At 61.1% G+C, this 18,229-nt stretch carries 14 protein-coding genes; 8 read left to right on the forward strand and 6 right to left on the reverse strand.

Going from position 1 to position 18,229, the window contains the following annotated elements:
• Positions 1 to 27: 27 nt before the first annotated feature.
• Together argJ and BLO49_RS08090 are read right to left on the reverse strand one after the other, a co-directional pair.
• Entirely contained in the window at positions 28 to 1,476 is a 1,449-nt protein-coding gene (gene argJ / locus BLO49_RS08085; RefSeq protein WP_090646815.1) for a bifunctional glutamate N-acetyltransferase/amino-acid acetyltransferase ArgJ, read from the reverse strand.
• A gap of 351 nt (positions 1,477 to 1,827) precedes the next feature.
• Positions 1,828 to 2,808: a peptidylprolyl isomerase gene (locus BLO49_RS08090; RefSeq protein WP_090646817.1), complete on the reverse strand. Its 981-nt coding sequence runs from the start codon at positions 2,806 to 2,808 to the stop codon at positions 1,828 to 1,830.
• A gap of 276 nt (positions 2,809 to 3,084) precedes the next feature.
• Here BLO49_RS08090 and secA point away from each other — a divergent pair, with 276 nt between their 5' ends.
• The 7 genes from secA to gabT all read left to right on the forward strand — a co-directional run bounded on the left by secA (position 3,085) and on the right by gabT (position 12,002).
• A complete protein-coding gene (secA, locus tag BLO49_RS08095; RefSeq protein WP_090646820.1) occupies positions 3,085 to 5,973 on the forward strand; it encodes a preprotein translocase subunit SecA in 2,889 nt (962 codons plus the stop codon).
• A gap of 33 nt (positions 5,974 to 6,006) precedes the next feature.
• Positions 6,007 to 6,057 carry an SEC-C metal-binding domain-containing protein gene (locus tag BLO49_RS18720; RefSeq protein ID WP_369682527.1) on the forward strand — a complete coding sequence of 17 codons (51 nt, stop codon included), beginning with the start codon at positions 6,007 to 6,009 and terminating at the stop codon, positions 6,055 to 6,057.
• Positions 6,058 to 6,266: 209 nt separating this feature from the next.
• The gene (locus BLO49_RS08100) at positions 6,267 to 6,812 is read left to right on the forward strand and encodes a hypothetical protein (RefSeq protein ID WP_245678939.1); all 546 of its coding nucleotides are present in this window, start codon (positions 6,267 to 6,269) and stop codon (positions 6,810 to 6,812) included.
• 42 nt (positions 6,813 to 6,854) lie between these two features.
• Complete coding sequence (locus tag BLO49_RS08105; protein WP_090646824.1) at positions 6,855 to 7,838, forward strand: hypothetical protein; 984 nt, start codon at positions 6,855 to 6,857, stop codon at positions 7,836 to 7,838.
• Positions 7,839 to 7,904: 66 nt separating this feature from the next.
• On the forward strand, positions 7,905 to 9,038 hold the full coding sequence (locus tag BLO49_RS08110; RefSeq protein ID WP_090646826.1) for a succinylglutamate desuccinylase/aspartoacylase family protein: 1,134 nt from the start codon (positions 7,905 to 7,907) through the stop codon (positions 9,036 to 9,038).
• Positions 9,038 to 10,657 (forward strand): tetratricopeptide repeat-containing sulfotransferase family protein, encoded by a 1,620-nt coding sequence (locus BLO49_RS08115; RefSeq protein ID WP_090646829.1) that lies wholly within the window; start codon positions 9,038 to 9,040, stop codon positions 10,655 to 10,657. Before BLO49_RS08110 ends, BLO49_RS08115 begins: the two co-directional genes overlap by 1 nt.
• A gap of 67 nt (positions 10,658 to 10,724) precedes the next feature.
• A complete protein-coding gene (gene gabT / locus BLO49_RS08120; RefSeq protein WP_090646832.1) occupies positions 10,725 to 12,002 on the forward strand; it encodes a 4-aminobutyrate--2-oxoglutarate transaminase in 1,278 nt (425 codons plus the stop codon).
• Here gabT and BLO49_RS08125 read toward each other — a convergent pair.
• Positions 11,999 to 12,694 carry a DUF6445 family protein gene (locus BLO49_RS08125; RefSeq protein WP_245678940.1) on the reverse strand — a complete coding sequence of 232 codons (696 nt, stop codon included), beginning with the start codon at positions 12,692 to 12,694 and terminating at the stop codon, positions 11,999 to 12,001. The genes gabT and BLO49_RS08125 overlap by 4 nt on opposite strands.
• A gap of 96 nt (positions 12,695 to 12,790) precedes the next feature.
• Between BLO49_RS08125 and BLO49_RS08130 the strand changes: the two genes are divergently transcribed.
• Entirely contained in the window at positions 12,791 to 13,507 is a 717-nt protein-coding gene (locus BLO49_RS08130; protein WP_090646837.1) for a DUF6445 family protein, read from the forward strand.
• Here BLO49_RS08130 and BLO49_RS08135 read toward each other — a convergent pair.
• The 3 genes from BLO49_RS08135 to BLO49_RS08145 all read right to left on the reverse strand — a co-directional run bounded on the left by BLO49_RS08135 (position 13,504) and on the right by BLO49_RS08145 (position 18,154).
• The gene (locus tag BLO49_RS08135) at positions 13,504 to 15,036 is read right to left on the reverse strand and encodes a tryptophan halogenase family protein (RefSeq protein ID WP_090646840.1); all 1,533 of its coding nucleotides are present in this window, start codon (positions 15,034 to 15,036) and stop codon (positions 13,504 to 13,506) included. The two genes, BLO49_RS08130 and BLO49_RS08135, sit on opposite strands and share 4 nt — an antisense overlap.
• A 75-nt stretch (positions 15,037 to 15,111) precedes the next feature.
• Positions 15,112 to 16,614: a tryptophan halogenase family protein gene (locus BLO49_RS08140; protein ID WP_090646842.1), complete on the reverse strand. Its 1,503-nt coding sequence runs from the start codon at positions 16,612 to 16,614 to the stop codon at positions 15,112 to 15,114.
• The gene (locus BLO49_RS08145) at positions 16,607 to 18,154 is read right to left on the reverse strand and encodes a tryptophan halogenase family protein (RefSeq protein WP_170828263.1); all 1,548 of its coding nucleotides are present in this window, start codon (positions 18,152 to 18,154) and stop codon (positions 16,607 to 16,609) included. Before BLO49_RS08145 ends, BLO49_RS08140 begins: the two co-directional genes overlap by 8 nt.
• Between the last annotated feature and the right edge of the window lie 75 nt (positions 18,155 to 18,229).

An 18,229-nucleotide genomic window follows, 5' to 3' on the forward strand; every position in this document is an offset into this window, starting at 1 on the left:
TGCACAAATTACGGAATTTTGCAAGACTTAGCTTCTATAGTCACCATTAATGCTGATATACCCATGCGTCAGGTCGCAGGTATAGACGTGCGCCAGCGCCCGGCCGACACCGACATCGACGCTGATTTCCAGTTCGGCGTTTTTCATATAGGCCGACATCGCCGCTTCGTCATAGGTGCGTGATACGGCGCCATGCTCGGCCGCCACCAGGTCGCCAAAGCGGATGGCGATGCGGTCGCGGTCCACCGGCTCCTCGGTCTTGCCGACGGCCATGACGATGCGGCCCCAGTTGGCGTCTTCGCCGGCCAGGGCCGTCTTGACCAGCGGGCTTTCGGCGATCGACTTGGCGATTTTCCGCGCCGAGGCCGGGCTGGACGCACCGGTGACATTGACCTTGACGAACTTGGTAGCGCCCTCGCCGTCACGGATCAGTTGGGTGGCCAGGGAGTGCATAACCTTTTCCAGCTTGGCCTTGAAATCGGCTAGGCGCTTGTCGCCGGCGCGGGAAATCTTCGGCGCCCCGGCAGCCCCCGTGGCGAACAGCAGGCAGGTGTCGTTGGTCGAGGTATCGCCATCGACCGTCACCGAGTTGAAGGTGGTGCGGGTATAGAGGGCCAGCAGGCTTTGCAGAACGCCGGGCGACAGCGTGGCATCAGTAGCGATAAAGGCCAGCATGGTGGCCATGTCCGGCGCGATCATGCCCGAGCCCTTGGCGATGCCGTTGATGCGCACCGTCACGCCCTCGATCACCGCGGTTTCCGAGGCGCCCTTGGGGAAGGTATCGGTGGTCATGATGGTGGCGGCGGCATCGGCCCAGGCATCGGCGCGCAGGTCTTTTTCGAGGTCGAACAGGCGGGCGGCGATCTTGGAATCGTCAAGCACCACGCCGATCACGCCCGTGCTGGCCAGCATGATGTCGCGCTGGCGGCAATCGATGCGGCGGGAAAGCGCGGAGGCCGTGCGGCGGGCGGCGTCGGCGCCGGGCTTGCCGGTAAAGGCATTGGCGCAGCCGGCATTACAGATCAGGGCGCGGACATCGCCGCCCTCATTGGCGTCGAGCTGCTTCTTGCACCAGTCCACCGGCGCGGAGCCGACCGTATGGCGGGTGAAGACGCCGGCGCAGGTCGTGCCTTCGGCGAACTTCATCAGCAGGGTGTCTTTCCGGTCGTGCTTATAGAAGCCGGAACGGGCGGTCGAAAGCTGCACGCCACCCACCGGCGGCATGTCCGGCAGAGGCACGGCCAGGGGCGATACGGCCAGGCCGGGTTTTCCCGGCGCCGCCTTGGGCGACTCGGATTCAGAATGCGTCAGGTTGGCGACCGCATCGGCGCCGGTCTGGACCGCGCGCTTCACCGCGCTGGTAAAGGGATCAAGCGCGCGTTCCAGCCCTCCGGCCAACCCCCCAGCCAAGCCCTCAGCGGCGCGCTGGGTAATGCGGCTGGCGGATGGGGTCTTTGAAGGGGGCGTCTTCGTCACTGGCGCGGTTCCTTTGGACTTACGTAATACGGGTCTTGCCCCTTAACAGAGACACCGTAAGGACGCCATAGGCAATACCGATACACGCACTGTTACGGCAGGTTTTGCCAAATGTGATGAAGAGAGGGCTTTTTCGCAGGTGCGAAATATGTTATGACAGCGCTGTCAGTAAATTTGAGACGGGCCATTACCCGCAGGAATTAAGTATCATGAAGTCCATCGCCAGCATTTTTGTGAACCTCGTCATCGGTTGGGCCCGCGCGCACCGCCTGCCTGTCGCCGACTAAAAGGCCGGAACAACGAAATTCTGATCGCTGACGGCGATCTCCCTTTTTGAAGGCCGGGTGACGTTTACGTCTTTTGCCCTGCCTTTTTCACGGGCACGGCACTCGATGCGGAGGCGCTATCCGCCGATGCGTCATCCGCTTCCATCGAGGCCGGTGCGGAATCCGGTTCCTGGCCGGACCCCGTCTGGGACGGCTTGACCAGCAGTTCGACCTTCGCCTTCTTGCGCAAGCTGTTCAACATGCCGGCCACCTGGTTATAGATCAGGTAGCGCATGATGATCGGGCGCTCCTCCTCCAGCGTCGGCAATTGCTCGGGCCGGCGATCCTCGACCCGCAGCAGGGCCCAGCCGCCATCGACCTGAACCGGGCCGACCGTATCGCCGGTCTTGGCGGTCGCCAGCACGCCCTTATAGGCCTGCGGCATGATGTCCGTGGTGAAATAGCCCATGTCGCCGCCATTGAAGCGCGTGCCCTGGTCGATCGATTTTTCCATCGCCATGGCTTCGAACAGGGCGCCCCCCTGGAGTTGCTTCAGGGCCGCGTCGGCCTCGGCCTTGGTCCGCAGCAGGATCAGCCGGGTGCGGATTTCCTCGGACTGTTTCGACAGCTTGACCTGCTCGTCATAATGATCCTTGACCGCCTTGTCGTCGATATCACGGTCGATGCTGGTCTCGACCAGCATATCGCCCAGAATGCGGTCATGCGCGGCGCGCAGACGGCGCTGGGCGGTGGTCGATTTTTCCAGCCCCTTGGCCATGGCCGCCTTGGCCAGCAGGCGCTGATCGATCACTTCTTCCAGGGTACGCGAGAACAGATCGGAGGTGACATCGAGCGGCTCGCCGGGGCCAATCTGCCCTTGCGCGATCGCCTCGGCACGGACATCCGAAGTCCAGATGGTTTCGCCGTCGATCCGCGCCACGGCGACATCACCGGCTTCCGGCGGCGCTTCGTTGCTGACGGTCGTCTTGTTACAGGCAGCGACGCTTAAACTCAGGGCCAGCATTGCCGGCAGATATATGAGACGCAAAACAGATGGTTTAGCCATGAATTTCCCCAAAGCGGTCTTACGACAGTCCCGTCCCCCAAGCTGAGCCCAAGCGAAGATTGACATACATCATTCCGCCGCTTAAGTCAGTGCCCGTGCTTGAAAAGCGCAATTCCGGACCTATTTGACCTGTAAGTCGTTTCAGTCTCGTTACGAACACTACAGATAAATAAGACGTTTTCGCGCCGACTTCACAATTCTCTACATCTGACAGGCTAATCTGGCCCGATTTGAGGCTATTTCAGACTGATACGAAATTCATAGTTAAGGTTTCTCATGCTGGCCATCGCCAAAATGCTTTTCGGCTCCTCAAATGATCGCAAGGTTCGCGGCTACATGGCCCGCGCGCAGAAGATCAGCGCGCTTGAGCCCAAAATGAAGGCGATGAGCGATGAGGAACTGCGCGGCCAGACCCAGGTCTTCAAGGAACGCATCGCCAAGGGCGCCTCGCTCGATTCGCTGATGGACGAAGCCTTCGCCGTGGTGCGCGAAGCCGCCTGGCGCTCGATCGGCCAGCGCCATTATGATGTCCAGCTCGTCGGCGGCATGATCCTGCACAAGGGCGGCATCGCCGAAATGCGCACCGGTGAAGGCAAGACCCTGGTGGCCACGGCGCCGGTCTATCTCAACGCCCTCTCCGGCAAGGGCGTCCACCTGATCACGGTCAATGACTATCTGGCCAAGCGCGACGCCGATTTCATGGGCCGCGTCTACCGTTTCCTCGGCCTTTCGACCGGCGTCATCGTCCAGGGGCTTTCGCAGGGCCAGCGCAAGCAGGCCTATGGTTCGGATGTCACCTATGGCACCAATAACGAATTCGGCTTCGACTATCTGCGCGACAACCTCGCCTACAGCCGCAACGAAATGGTCCAGCGCGGCCACAACTTCGCCATCGTCGATGAAGTCGACTCGATCCTGATCGACGAAGCCCGCACGCCGCTGATCATCTCCGGCCCGACCGAGGACCGATCCGAGCTTTACAAGATTCTCAACGCCATCACCCTGGAACTGATCAAGGATCCGGATACGTTCGAGCTCGATGAAAAGCAGCGCCAGGTTCTGCTCTCCGAACTGGGCTCCGAGCGCCTGGAAGAAATGCTGGAGGCCGGCGGCCATCTGGCGGAAGATTCGGCCGGCCTCTATGATCCGGTCAATATCTCGCTGGTCCACCACTCCAACCAGGCCCTCCGCGCCAACACGCTCTACACGCTGAACAAGGACTATATCGTCAAGGACGGCGAGATCATCCTGATCGACGAGTTCACCGGCCGCATGATGACCGGCCGCAGACTCTCGGAAGGTCTGCACCAGGCGATCGAGGCCAAGGAAGGCGTCGATATCCAACCGGAAAACCAGACCCTGGCCTCGGTGACGATCCAGAACTATTTCCGCATGTACGAAAAGCTTTCGGGCATGACCGGCACCGCCGCCACCGAAGCGCAGGAATTCGGTGATATCTATAAAATGGACGTGCTTGAAATCCCGACCAACCGCCCGATCATGCGTGTCGATGACGATGACGAGGTCTACCGCACCGAAGCCGAGAAGTTCAACGCCATCGCCGCCCAGGTCGCCTATTGCTACGTCAAGGGCCAGCCGATCCTCGTCGGCACCGCCTCGATCGAGAAATCCGACGACCTGTCGAAGTTCCTCAATAATTACAGCTACAAGGTCGAACAGTCGCGCACCCTGCGCGCAAACTTCGCCAATGCCGACAAGAAGGATATCCTGAAAGCCGGCGAGGACGCCTATGACATCGTCTACAAGTCCGGCAAGGGCATTCCCCACAACGTCCTGAACGCGCGCTTCCACGAGCAGGAAGGCGATATCATCGCCGACGCCGGCGTACCGGGCGCCGTCACCATCGCCACCAACATGGCCGGCCGCGGCACCGATATTCAGTTGGGCGGCAATGTCGACATGCGTGTGCAGAAGTGGCTGGCCGAACAGGACGCCGCAGGCAATGCCGTCTCGGCCGAGCAGATCCTGGCCAAGAAGACCGAGATCGAGGCCCAGGTCGGCGACCTGAAGCAGAAGGCACTGGCCGCCGGCGGCCTGTTCGTGCTCGGCACCGAACGCCATGAGAGCCGCCGCATCGATAATCAGCTTCGCGGCCGTACCGGCCGTCAGGGCGACCCCGGCCGCTCGAAATTCTTCCTCTCCTGCGAAGACGACCTGATGCGCATCTTCGCCGGCGACCGCCTGAATGCGATGATGAAGAGCTTAGGCGTCGAAGAAGGCGAAGCCATCACCCACAAGCTGCTGAACGGCGCCATCGCCACCGCGCAAAAGCGCGTGGAACAACGCAACTACGAAATCCGCAAGAACCTGCTGAAGTACGATGACGTGGTCAATGACCAGCGCAAGGCCGTCTTCGAGCAGCGCCAGGACTTCATGGATTCCGACGATCTCAGCGAACTGATCGGCGAATTCCGCACCGATACGATCCATGACCTGGTCGAGCGCCACATGCCGCCCAAGGCCTATGCCGAAAAGTGGGAAATTCCGGAACTCAAGGAAGCCATCCTCAACCTGACCGGCCTTGACCTGCCTCTGGAAGAGTGGGCCCAGGAAGAAGGCATCGCCAACGAGGAATTCGAAGAGCGCATCCAGAAACTGGCCGAAGAAAAGATGGAAGAGCGCCTGCGTCTGCTTGGCGACGACCAGATGAAGGCTCTGGAAAAGCAGTTCCTGCTCCAGATGATCGACATGCACTGGCGTGAGCACCTGATGCACCTCGATCACCTGCGCGCCGTCATCGGCCTGCGCGGCTACGGCCAGCGCGACCCGCTGAACGAATACAAGACCGAAGCCTTCACCCTGTTCGAGACCCTGCTGACCAATCTGCGCCACTCGGTCACGCGCTGGCTGATGACGATGGAAATCCGCTTCGAGGCGCCTCCGGAACAGTTGGCTGAAGCCGAACCGATGCCGTTCGCGCCGTCTTTGCCACAACAGCGCCGTGCGTTCGAGGAAGTGCATCTCGATCCGCACACCGGCCTCAATGAACGCGGCCCCAAACTGACCGACGACCTGACGCCGGAACAACGCGCCGCCCTGCCGCCCCAGGCCCTGCCTGCCGGCTGGGAGAATACCTCGCGCAACGGCCTGTGTCCTTGCGGCTCAGGTGCCAAGTTCAAGCACTGCCACGGTACGCTCGTCTGAGCCGCAGGTTTTTAGCAAGACGGGCTTCGCCCTTTGGGCGGCTCAGGTGCCAAGTTCAAGCACTGCCACGGCACGCTGGTCTAAAATCAAAAAGCCCTCCATCTGTTTCAGACGGAGGGCTTTTTGATTCCGCCCGCGTTCAAAAGACACACCGGGCGCTTTCCGGTTCGCCTGCCGGCATTCCCCCATTGCCAGAGCCTGTGGATAGGGCTAGTCTTTAATCTTAATCTTTGATTAAGCGGAGGGGTGCCGTGTTCGGGCTTAGGTTCAAGGTATTGATACTGGCGGGTGCCGTGAGCGCCGTAGCCCTCCCCTGCGCCGCGCAGGAGATTGTCGCCGCCGCGCCGTCCAACCAGTACGCCCTTGCCGCCGGCGATGTCGCGGTCAGCGCCGTGGCCCAACTCAATGACGCCGCCGAAACCGCGCACGTCCAGGAAAAGATAGAGCTTTACAAGCAGTTGATGGAGCTGAACGGCGTGGCGCGCAATGTGCGCGAGGTCATCAACGCCACCAAAACCGCCACCCGCCTGATCGTGATTGACCGCGCCGGACTGACAACACTGACGCCCGAACAGGACGCGCGCTACAACCAGATCGCCGACAAGATCCTGCTCGAGACGCAGAACAGCCTGATCGAAAATATCGCCGAAGCCCAGGCCCCGGCCTTCAGCTCTGATGAAATCCAGCAGCTCATCACCGCCAATTCATCGATTGCGGCCGCCAAATACAATGCCGCCAAGTTCATGCAGGCCGATGCATCAGCCAGCGAGGTCCAGACCTACATGGTCGATGCGGTGATCAAGATCATCAAAACCTTTACGGAATCGCAGGCAAGCTAGGTCACGGCGACCAATAACAGGGAACTTTTTTGGGGGTGGGTTTTGGCGTCGGTATCTTTTAAACGGTTATGCATCAGTGCGTTTGTCTGGCTCGCCATACCGGCATTATCGGCCCATGCGCAAACGGCCCTGACCGTCAATCAATCGACGCAGTTGCAAGCCTATCTCAACCAGGGCATAGGCCAGCCGGTGCGCACCCCCAGTGACACTCAGGACGAGATTAACCGCGCCGTCATGCAGTCGATGAACAGCCTGACGCCCGAACAACTGGCCGAATCTACCGCCGCCCCGGTCACCCCGGTCCGCAAGAAGGTGGAACTTGTCCGTGACGCCGCCGACGCCGGCGCGACCGACGAAACGGCGCCCATAAAGAAAACCAAGACCAGAGGAATGCTGGCCATTCTCGATCTCGGCGCGCCGGATGCAGGCACGCCCAGCATCACCTATGGCCTGGCTACCGGACAAGGTGCGGCGCCGGTTGTGCCGGCCTCGGCCAATTTCGACCATGAAACCGCCACCGCCGTGCTGGCGTCCTTCAAGGCGCCCGCCGGCCAGACACCGAACCCGACCGCCGAAAGTGCGGCAAGCTTCGCCGCCGCCCCCGTACTCGATCCCGCACTGGAGGAACGCGTCGACCTGGCCCGCGCCGTCTACCGCATCGATGGCACGGACGCGCTGGTCCGCCATTTCATCGCCACCCAGCATATGAAGCTGATCATCGGCGAGGTCGCCAACCATATCGACTTCTCTAAGCTGTCGGACAGCGACAAGTACCGCCTGGCCGCCATCGCCGCCGTGGCCCAGACCGAGCTTGAGGAAAAGGTCATCCGTATGAATGCGCTGGTCCAGGCGCAGACCCTGACCAAGCCGGAACTGCTGCAACTGCTGGCCGCCTACGATAACGACGCCCAGCGCAAGCTGACCGATATGCGCCTGCATGATGACGGCAAGGTCGATCGCGCCGCCGAACTGGATATCCGCCTGGCGCAGTTCCAGATCGTCAAGGCTTTTGAGGACACCCACTAAAGCCATACCTTGCGGCGCGCCTGAAAACGGCTAAGACTATAGTCTGGACCGTTTGAAAGACCCCACATGAAACGCCTGACCGCTGTTGCCGCCGCCTGCATTGCCCTGTCCACGCCGGCCCTGTTCACCTCGGTAATGGCGCAGACCGTCTATACCGGCGACAAGATCGATGGCGCGGCGGTGATCGACAAACTGGCTGTGGCGGACCTGCCGTCCGGCCAGGTGACGAAGCTCTATTTCCGCGTAACTGACACCTCCATCGGCCAGGGCTGGTACGTGCCGGTAGTCGTGGTCAAAGGGGCGAAACCCGGTCCGAAGCTGCTGATCACCGCCGGCATCCATGGCGATGAGTTGAACGGTATTTCCGTCCTCCAGCATCTGGCGCAATCAATCGATCCCAAGATACTTTCGGGTACGCTTGTCGCCGTGCCCGGTCTGAATACGCCGGGCCTGCTGCATTCGACACGCGGCTTTACCGCTGATGAGATCGGCACCAATGGCGACAACCTCAACCGCGCCATGCCCGGCAATACCGAAGGCGGGCCGGCGTCGCGCTATGCCGGCAGGCTGTGGCACCAGCTATTCATCGGCAATGCCGATTTCGCCATCGACCTGCATACCCAGTCGCGCGGCGGCGCCTATCCCGGCTATGTTTTCGCCCAGACGGGCGCGGCGCGGCAGATCGCCGATCTCCTGCGGCCGGACGTCATCGGCATGGATGCCGGCGTCGAGGGCACGGTCGAGAACATGCTCAATCCGGCCGGCATTCCGGCGGTGACCTACGAACTGGGCGGGCCGGAAACCTTCAATGAGGCGATAATCACCCGCGCCCTGCGTGGCGTCCGCAATGTCATGATCGGCAAAGGGATGCTGACCGGCCAGCCCGACCTGAGCGACCCGGCGCCTTATGTTGGCAATGTGGTCACCGATATCGACAGCCCGCGCGGCGGCTGGACCACGGTAAAGGTGAAACTGAAAGACGACGTGAAAAAGGGCGATGTGGTGGCCACGGTCAGCAATCCCTTCGGCGAGACCATCGCCACCGTCACGGCGCCGTCTGACGGCCATGTGCTTTCCATCGCCACCGATCCGCGCACCGAGCCCGGCGACATGGTGGTGCGGCTGATCGCCTGGTCTGACCAGGGGGTCTGCGCCCAGACCGGCTGCCCGGAAACCGCCCCGGTGGTCAAGAGCCAGTAATGACTTACATTCTTCACCCCGCCGATACCGCCCTGGAAGAAGCCATGCAGGCCGCCGGTCGCGGCGACCATGCCGCCGTCATTAACGCCGCCCGGCGCGTCATCGAACTCGATCCGCAAAAGCTTCAGGCTTGGTGGCTGTGGGGCATGGCGGCACTAGACAGCTACCTCTATCAGGAAGCGGAGACGGTCATGGCCGAAGGGATGAACCGGCTGCCCGCCGCCCACCCGGCGCGGGTACGCTTTCTCGCCCAGCGTGTTCGCGCCCTGACGCCGCTTGGCCGATATGCCGAAGCCTGCGAAGCGGCCAGACAGGCTCTAGCGATGGGGGTTGAAGACGCCGAGACCCTGCATCTTCTGGCCACGCATCTGTCACGCGCTTCCCGCGAAGCCGAGGCCCTGCCTCTATTGCAACGCGCCACGGCCCTGCAACCGGACGCAGCGGCATACTGGTTCAGCCGCGGTGAAACCGAAGCGTTTCTGGGCGAACTTGATGCCGCCGAGGCCAGCTTTGAGAAGGCCGTAGCGCTTGCGCCCCATATGGGTGCCCATCTCGCCCTGGCGCGGCTGAAACGCTGGACGCTGCAAAACAATCATATCGAACGGCTGCTTGCCGCTTCACCGGGTGAATCGGCGTTGCATCAGGCCAGCCATGCCTACGCCCTGTTCAAGGAATATGATGATATCGATGACCGGGCCAATGCCTGGGAGTGGCTTCAAAAAGGCGCGGAATTTGCCAAGGCGGAACCCGAAACCCCGCGCAACCCGGCATGGTCATCGCGCCTGGAAAGCGAGATTGTCGCCGCGTGGCGAACCTGGTTCCCCGCCAATAGCTTTACCAATCCTGCGACGGCCACACGCACCGGCCCTCGCCGCATCTTCATTATCGGCCTGCCCCGATCAGGCACCACCTTGATGGAACGCATCCTGGCGGCCCATTCGCAGGTGCAGGCGCCCGGCGAATTACAGGCTTTCCCCGCCGCCATGAAGATGGTGTCGAACTCGCAGACCCAGACCCTGCTCGATGCAGACATGATCGCTACGGCCGCAAAAACCGATCCGCAGGCGTATGCCGATTTCTATGAACGGGAAACGGCCTATCTTGATAACGGCCGCCCCTATATGATCGACAAGCTGCCGAACAATACCGATTATCTCGGCCTGATCAGGCTCGCCTTCCCGGACGCCCTGTTCATCCACATGCGTCGCAATCCACTGGATTCGCTCTTCGGCGCCTATAAGCTGCATTTTGCCGCACGCTGGTCCTTCGACCAGAATGACCTGGCCGACCACTACGGTTATTACCGCGACCTGATGGATCACTGGCAAGCCTGCTTTGGCAAGGACATCGTCGAGGTCTCACTGGAAGCATTGATCAGCGATCCGGAAAGCCATATACGGCGGGTTCTGGCGGCTTGCGGCCTGCCCTTCGAAGCGGTCTGTCTCAGCCCGCATGAAGCCGCAGGCGCGGTAGCCTCCGCCAGTTCAAGCCAGGTGCGTCAGCCGATCAACAGCGAAGGGGTCGGCGCCTGGCGGCGTTACGCGTCTGGCCTGATCCCCTTGCGCACCCGCCTGCAGGCAATGGGCGCGATCGATTCCAATGGCGACACTTTGTCCTGAAAAAGTCACTGGCAAATTGTGATCACAATATGTAATCTCCGCGCAACCTGATTGCCGGAGCCCGCACATGTCTCACAATGCCGATCTCGCCGCCCGCCGCGCCACCGCTGTCGCCCGCGGCATTGGGCACGCCACCACGCTCTATGCCGGCCGCGCCGAAAACGCCGAGTTGTGGGATGCCGACGGCAACCGCTTCATCGATTTCGCCGGCGGTATTGCCGTGCTCAATACCGGCCACCGTCACCCGAAGGTCCAGGCCGCCGCGCTGAAACAGATGGACGCCTTCACCCACACCGCCTTCCAGGTGGTGCCCTATGAAAGCTATATCGCCCTGGCGGAGAAAATTAATGCCCTGGCGCCGATCGACGGCCCGGCCAAGTGCGCCTTCTTCACTACAGGGTCCGAGGCGGTGGAAAATGCCGTCAAGATCGCCCGCTGCCACACAAAGCGCGACGGCGTCATCGCCTTTACCGGTGGCTTCCACGGCCGCACCGCCCTGACCTCGGCCCTGACCGGCAAGGTGGTGCCCTACAAGAAGGACTTAGGTCCGCAGCAGCCCGGCATCTATCACCTGCCCTTCCCGGTGGAGGCGCACGGTATAGATACCGACGATACCCTGAAAATGCTCGACTACCTGTTCAAGGCCGATATCGCGCCCGATGCCGTGGCGGCCATAATCATCGAGCCGGTGCAGGGCGAAGGCGGCTTCCTGATCACCCCACCGGAACTGATGCGAGCCTTACGGAAAAAGTGCGACGAACACGGTATTCTGCTGATCGCCGACGAGGTCCAAACGGGCTTTGGCCGCACCGGCAAGCTGTTCGCCATGGAAAACTACGACGTGAAGCCTGATCTGATGACCATGGCCAAGTCGCTGGCCGGCGGCTACCCGCTCTCCGGCGTGGTCGGCCGCGCCGAGGTCATGGACGCGCCGATCGTCGGGGGCCTCGGCGGCACCTATGGCGGCAATCCGGTGGCCTGCGCCGCCGCCTTGGCCGTGCTGGAAGTGATCGAAGAGGAAAAGCTGCTGGACGCCGCCAACCGTCAGGGCGCGAAGCTGAAGGCCCGGCTTGAAGCCCTGGCCCAGCGTAATGATATCGTGCCGATCACCGCCATTCGCGGTCTGGGCGCGATGATCGCCTTCGATATCGTCACCGAACGCGGCAGCTTCACGCCGGATGCGGCCACCACTAAAGCCGTGACCACGAAGGCGCAGGCCAATGGCCTGATCCTGCTGTCCTGCGGGGTCTATGCCAATACCATCCGGCTGCTGGCACCACTGACCGCCTCAGATGAGATCCTCGATGAGGGCTTGGCGAAGCTGGAAGCGGCGCTGACGATTTAACGCCAGGCCGTCGCCCGCACAAAGACATTACCCGTCAGTCGGCCGGTCCGCGGATCGGGGCTGAAATTGAAATCGTCGGGCAAAACGGCGGAATGCAGCAATTTGCCCGGATAGATGACGGCACGGTTGAAACGCGCCTCGACCGACGCCAGTTCAACAAAGCCGTCCCGGTCGCCCTTGTGATAGGCCTGGGTCACGCCGTAAAGCTCGGCATCTTTCATTCGTGCCGCGCTGTAAGCATCCTTGCGTTCGTCCGACAAGGTTTCAAAGCCGGAACCGAGGTGGCGGTAAAAGGCCGTGCCGCCGCCCGGCCGTCGCGACAGATAGTGCAGGATGGCGAAGCCGTTGGAATCGTGATGGTCGAAATGCGGCACGGTCTGGAGCGGTTGCAAGTCTTCCGGCTTTGTCGTCACGAGTGAAAAACCGGCATCGAGAATATCGTATTTGGTAATTCCGTAGACCGATGCCATGACCGGGGCCAGCGACTGGCAGACGGAGCTGACATAGTCGAAGGTTTCGCCATCCTGCGGCGTGATGCGCCGGCGACGTCCGGGATAATAATGGCCGCTCTGACTTGGGAAGGGCGCCATATCCACGGCCAGATCGATGATGCGTTCCGGCTCCTGGACGAAATTATCGATCACCACGACAGGCGTCTCTTCCAAACCGACCTTGAACACATTTACCGACACTTTATCCTCCATCTATCCAACCGTTCTGCAACACTTTAAGGCCGGTTGCAATTCTCGGCTGTCCGTTTAGGCTGCGGCAAACAACGGGGAGATACCATGCCGGATATCAGTAACGCCGAACCCATATTGGCGCTCAATCCGCAGGCACAGATCGAGGTCATCCGGTTCGGAGAGGAAGGCCAGTCTGTCCTGGTTGCCGATGATGTGCTGCTCGATCCGGAAGCGCTGCTCAGTTACGCGGCGCGGTCACGTTTCGGCACACCGCCGGCCGGCTCGAAATATCCCGGCCTCATGGCGCCGGTGCCGCCCGCCTATATCACCCTGCTCGCCGATGTCCTGAGGCAATCCATGGTTCAGGTCTTCGGGATGCATCCGGATTTGCCGCTGAAAACCTACGGCTTTTTCGGACTGGCCACGCTGGGCCTGGACCAGATGGCCAGGGCGCAGGCCGCCCCCCATACCGACGCCCATCGGCTGAACAGTTTCGCCACCGTCCATTACCTCAGCCCGCGCCCGCAGGGCGGCACCGCCTTCTACCGCCACAAGGCGAGTGGTCTCGAACTGATCACACCAATCCGCAGCGACAAGTTCAGCTATCTGCGCCGGCAGGAACTGGCCGGCGCAGACGACCAACCGGTCCGCGACGCCTTCTATGATGAGATTCTGAGCATTGAGCCCCGCTTCAACCGGCTGATTCTTTACCGGGCGGGGCAACTGCATTCGGCGAAGCTGGACCCGGATGCCCCTTTAGGCGAGTCGCCGGCTGATGGGCGCCTGACCGCCAACCTCTTCTTCAATACCGAGGGTTTTTAGCCGCCCGCCGCTTCCAGACGCTTGAAGGCCTCGGAGGCGCAATTGCGGCGGATAAAGTCCTCATGGGTCGGCAAACCCTTGACCCGATCGAGGACCGCCGATCGCCAGCGCCCCAGATGCAGGCGCAGGTCGTCATCGTCCATAGCGTCGGCTGCGGGATGGTAGTCTTCCGGCACCAGCCCCTGACCGGTGAGGATAGCCACCCAACTGACTTCGCGGAAAAGTTCGGAATCGCGCCACAGGGTCTGGCAACTGGCACGGAAGACATCCAGCCGGTTCTGCAGGCTTTCCGGGATCGCCATCTGCCGGACGTGCCGCCAGAAAGGTGTGTCGTCGCGTTCGGTCACCTTGTAGTGGGCGATAATGAAGTCCTTGATATTGTTATAGGACAATTCGACCTCGCGGTTATATTCATTGACGATATGCGGATTGAAACCGTGGCGCGGGAACAGCGCCAGGAAGCGGAACACGCCCGACTGAACCAGATGGATGCTGGTCGATTCCAGCGGCTCCAGGAAACCGCTGGCCAGCCCCAGGGCCACGACGTTCTTGTTCCAGGCCAGGTTGCGGCGACCTGTCACGAAACGCAGGATTTTCGGATCGGCCAGAGCCTTGCCGTCCAGGCGGCCCAGCAGGGTTTCACAGGCCGCGTCTTCGCTGATGAATTCATCACAGAAAACATAGCCATTGCCGGTGCGGTGCTGCAACGGGATACGCCACTGCCAGCCGGCCTCACGCGCCGTGGCCCGCGTATAGGGCAGCAGTTCACCAGCACGTTCGCAAGGTACGGCGACGGCACGGTTCATCGGCAGCCAGTGACTCCAGTCGGTGTAGCCGGTCTTCAGGGTCTGCTCGATCAGCAGCCCCCGGAAGCCGGAGCAATCGATGAACAAATCCCCTTCGATCACCCGGCCTTTTTCCATCTGGACCGAGGTAATGAAGCCGGTTTCCGGATGCTGGTTGACCGTGACGATCTTGCCTTCCTGACGGACGACTCCGCGCTTTTCGGCATATTTGCGCAAATACCGGGCATAGAGCGCAGCATCGAACTGGAAGGCATAGTTCACGGGCGGCTTACCGGGTTCGCGCCGGACACGGCCAAAGCGTCCCTGGAGTGCGGCCTCGGTTTCAGCATTGTATTTGCCGATATCGACCGCGCTCAGGCCCGCCTTGTGGTAATGGCGGAAATAGTAATGCGGGAAGCTGAAGCCGTCGATTTCAGTGCCGAAAAGACCGAAGGGGTGGAAATAGCTGTGCCCCAGATGCCGCCAATCCTGGAACTGGATGCCCAGCTTGAAAGTGGCATTGGTTTCGCGGATGAATTCATCCTCATCGAGGCCGAGGAAATAATTATATTCCAGGATCGGCGGGATCGTCGCCTCCCCCACACCGACCGTGCCGATGTCCTCGGATTCGATAAGTGTGATATCATAGGCATGACTGCCCAGCGCCTTTATCAGCGCCGCCGCCGCCATCCAGCCGGCGGTGCCGCCGCCGACAATAACGATCTTCCTGACCGCTGTTTGCATTGATTTTTCCCGGACTTAGATACTTTAAACTCAGTGGTCCTGATCCGTCACGCCGTCGGATCGAAAGCGCCATAGTCAGGCGCGTATGGGCACGATGCCCAACGTCTCCTCCATCGGCTTCATCGGCTCCACCGCCGCCTTGATAAAGCCGAGCATTTTCTGGAAGTGCTGGATGGCCTCCGCGTCGCTGACCTGGTCGGCGAGCGGATCATAGGCTTTCGGAATCAGTCCATGCCCCAGCAGCATGGACAGCCAGTCGTCCTCCTCGAAGGTTTCGTCATCATAGACCACCAGGTTGCCGCGCGCCTCGAACAGGTCCAGCTTGTAACGCAGGGCGTCCGGCACCTCGATATTGCGGCAGTGATCCCAGAACGGCTGATCGAAACGCTGGTTCAGCACATAATGGCAGAGCTGGTAATCGCGGATACGCTCCAGTGATGAATGGACATTGCGGTTGTATTCGGTGCTTTCGATGCCACAGTCCCGATCGATCGGAAACAGCGAGATCAGGTGCGACAGGCCCAGCAGGTTGACGTGCATACGCACGCTGTCGATCGGATCGAGAACCGCCGCCGCCTCGCCGATGGCGACGCAGTTCTTCTCCCAGAACCGGCGGCGCGTGCCGGCGGTGAAGGGGGTGACCACGGCATCGGGGTTGAGCTTCAGGGAGGTAAAAATGCCCGCCGCCTCATACGCTGCCTCATCGGTCAGGTCGTGGCTGGTATAGACCTGCTGCACCGCCGTGCAGTTACGCAACGGATAAAGCCCGACCCAGCCGGACCGGAAGGCCGAGACCTGGCTGAACGGCGGCAGGGGTGCCAGGGGCGCGGCATAGGTGGTCATCAGCCGGTCGCAGGGGAACCACTGGCGCCACGAATCGAAGCCGACATCCAGCCCCTCGCCAAGCAGGGCGCTTTCGGCGCCCGACGCATCGATGAAGAAATCACCTTCGATGGCCTGGCCGTCGGTCAGGGTGACCCCGGTGATATCGCCGCTCAGCGTATCACGCGCAACCTCGGCCAGGCGACCGCTTACATGTTTGATTTTTCTGTCCAGCGCCACCGTCTTCAGCACATGGCAATAGCCCTGGGCCTCAAGATGATAGGCGTAGTCACAGATGGCGAAGCCGTCGACCGCTTCACCTGGCAGGAAGAAACGGCCATATTTTGCCGCCACGGCATTGAGGGAAAAGTCCTCGAACTCGGCCTTCAACCCCTGCGCGCGCGCCTTGACCCAATAATGGTGGAAGGACACGCGATTGAGCGGGCGCCCGTAGGTCGAATAGCCGTGAATGAAGGGCGGCTTGGTTTTCGACCAGTTATTGAAGCGCTGGCCAAGCGTATAGGTGGCGTGCGACGCCTTCATCATCGGCCCTTCATTGATGCCGATAAGGTTATGATAGGCTTCCTGCTGTTTCAGCGTGGGGTAGACATCACCCGGCCGCAGCAAAGACGGCAATTCGACCACGGTAATGTCAAGTCCTGACTGCCCCAGGGCCCGCCACAGCACATTGGCGCTCAGCCAAAGGGCGTCGTCGCGCCCGACGATGACGACCTTTTTGACCGGATGATCAGACATTGCCGGCCTCCTGCATCATTTTCGCGGAAGGATCGAAGCAGTAGTCGCGCAGGAAATCGGCGTGCGTCGGCAGGACCTCGACATTGACGGCTACCCGTTCCTGCATCTCCCGCATTTTTTCCAGCATGGCTTCAGTGCTCATATTATCGACCTGGCGATCATAGTTGCGCGGCAGGATGTTCTGGCCCGTATAAACCGCTATCCAGCTCGGAGGCGCAAACAAACCATCCCGATAGCGATGGATATGGCCGCGGTGTTTGAAGGTCTCCATCTTCTCGATCAGCGTATCGGGCACCGTCATTTCGCGGACATACCGCCACAGGCCGGTCGGGTCTTCCTCGGCCGGCTTCTGATTGGCGTGATAGTGCAGGATCAGGAAATCGCGGACCCGGTCATATTCGATATCGATGGTGCGGTTGAATTCGGCCACCAGTTTCGGATCGATGTCCTTGCCCGGAAAGAGGCGCATGACAAAATCGGACGCCATCTGCGCCAGGTAGATGCTGGTCGATTCAAGCGGTTCGAGGAAACCGCTGGCCAGGCCGATGGCGATGCAGTTCTTGTACCAGGACTGCTTGCGGCGACCGGCGGCGAATTTTATCAGACGCGGCTCGGCCTGCGCCTTGCCATCCAGCCCCGCGAGCAGGACTTCGGCGGCTCGGTCCTCGGTAGTGAAGCGACTGGAAAACACGTATCCATTGCCGGTGCGGTGCTGGAGCGGAATGCGCCAGGTCCAGCCAGCCTCGCGCGCCGTGGCGCGGGTATAGGGCGTGAAGTCGCCTGCCCGGTCGCAGGGCACGGCCAGGGCGCGATCGCAAGGCAGCCAGGGCGTCCAGTCTTCCCATGGCACCTTCAGGGTCTGTCCCAGCAGCAGGCTGCGGAAACCGGAGCAATCGATGAAGAGATCACCCTCGACCACTTCGCCTGAAGCCAGGGTCAGCGACCGGATGAAGCCGTCCTCCGGACGCAGGTTAACTTCGACAACCTTGCCCTCGGTTCGCTGCAATCCCTTGCTTTCCGCCCAGCGCCGCAGATAGCGGGCATAGAGGACCGCATCAAACTGATAGGCATAGGCGAAGGTGGAGCGCACAGACCGATCGTCTTCGGACGGAAAATCGAACTTCAGGTTCCGGCAGGCCATAATCGGGAAGGAATAAGATTCCAGGTCACTGTCATGGCCATTGGCGCGCGCCTTCAGCCAGTACTGGAACAGGGGCACGCCATTAATGGCCTGGCCGTGGATGCCGAAGGGGTGGATATAGCTGTCGCCCTCACGGCCCCAGTTTCGGAAATCGATACCCAGCTTGAAGGTGGCATTGGTGTCGCGCATAAATTCGGGCTCGTTCAGGCCCAGGAAATCATTGAAGCTTTTCAATTGCGGCAGGGTGGCCTCACCCACGCCGACCGTGCCGATCTCATCCGATTCAATCAGGCGCACGGAGGCGAATTCCGGTTTGAAGCCCTTGATGAAGCCCGCCGCGGTCATCCATCCAGCAGTGCCGCCGCCCAGGATAACAATTCGGATGGGGTCTTTCTGCATGATGCTACGCCTCCACTTTATTCTCTTGTTTCCGGCTCAGCATAACCGGGTTTTCCCGCGAATGTGCGGTCATTT

Source organism: Asticcacaulis taihuensis, assembly GCF_900100255.1.
GTDB lineage: Bacteria > Pseudomonadota > Alphaproteobacteria > Caulobacterales > Caulobacteraceae > Asticcacaulis > Asticcacaulis taihuensis.

Excerpts from the sequence above, each read along its gene's own strand:
- BLO49_RS08140 (WP_090646842.1), bottom strand. The coding sequence starts at position 16,614 with ATGTCTGATCATCCGGTCAAAAAGGTCGTCATCGTCGGGCGCGACGAC.
- BLO49_RS08135 (WP_090646840.1), bottom strand. The coding sequence starts at position 15,036 with ATGCAAACAGCGGTCAGGAAGATCGTTATTGTCGGCGGCGGCACCGCC.
- secA (WP_090646820.1), top strand. The coding sequence starts at position 3,085 with ATGCTGGCCATCGCCAAAATGCTTTTCGGCTCCTCAAATGATCGCAAG.
- BLO49_RS08110 (WP_090646826.1), top strand. The coding sequence starts at position 7,905 with ATGAAACGCCTGACCGCTGTTGCCGCCGCCTGCATTGCCCTGTCCACG.
- BLO49_RS08115 (WP_090646829.1), top strand. The coding sequence starts at position 9,038 with ATGACTTACATTCTTCACCCCGCCGATACCGCCCTGGAAGAAGCCATG.
- BLO49_RS08130 (WP_090646837.1), top strand. The coding sequence starts at position 12,791 with ATGCCGGATATCAGTAACGCCGAACCCATATTGGCGCTCAATCCGCAG.
- gabT (WP_090646832.1), top strand. The coding sequence starts at position 10,725 with ATGTCTCACAATGCCGATCTCGCCGCCCGCCGCGCCACCGCTGTCGCC.
- BLO49_RS08145 (WP_170828263.1), bottom strand. The coding sequence starts at position 18,154 with ATGCAGAAAGACCCCATCCGAATTGTTATCCTGGGCGGCGGCACTGCT.
- BLO49_RS08090 (WP_090646817.1), bottom strand. The coding sequence starts at position 2,808 with ATGGCTAAACCATCTGTTTTGCGTCTCATATATCTGCCGGCAATGCTG.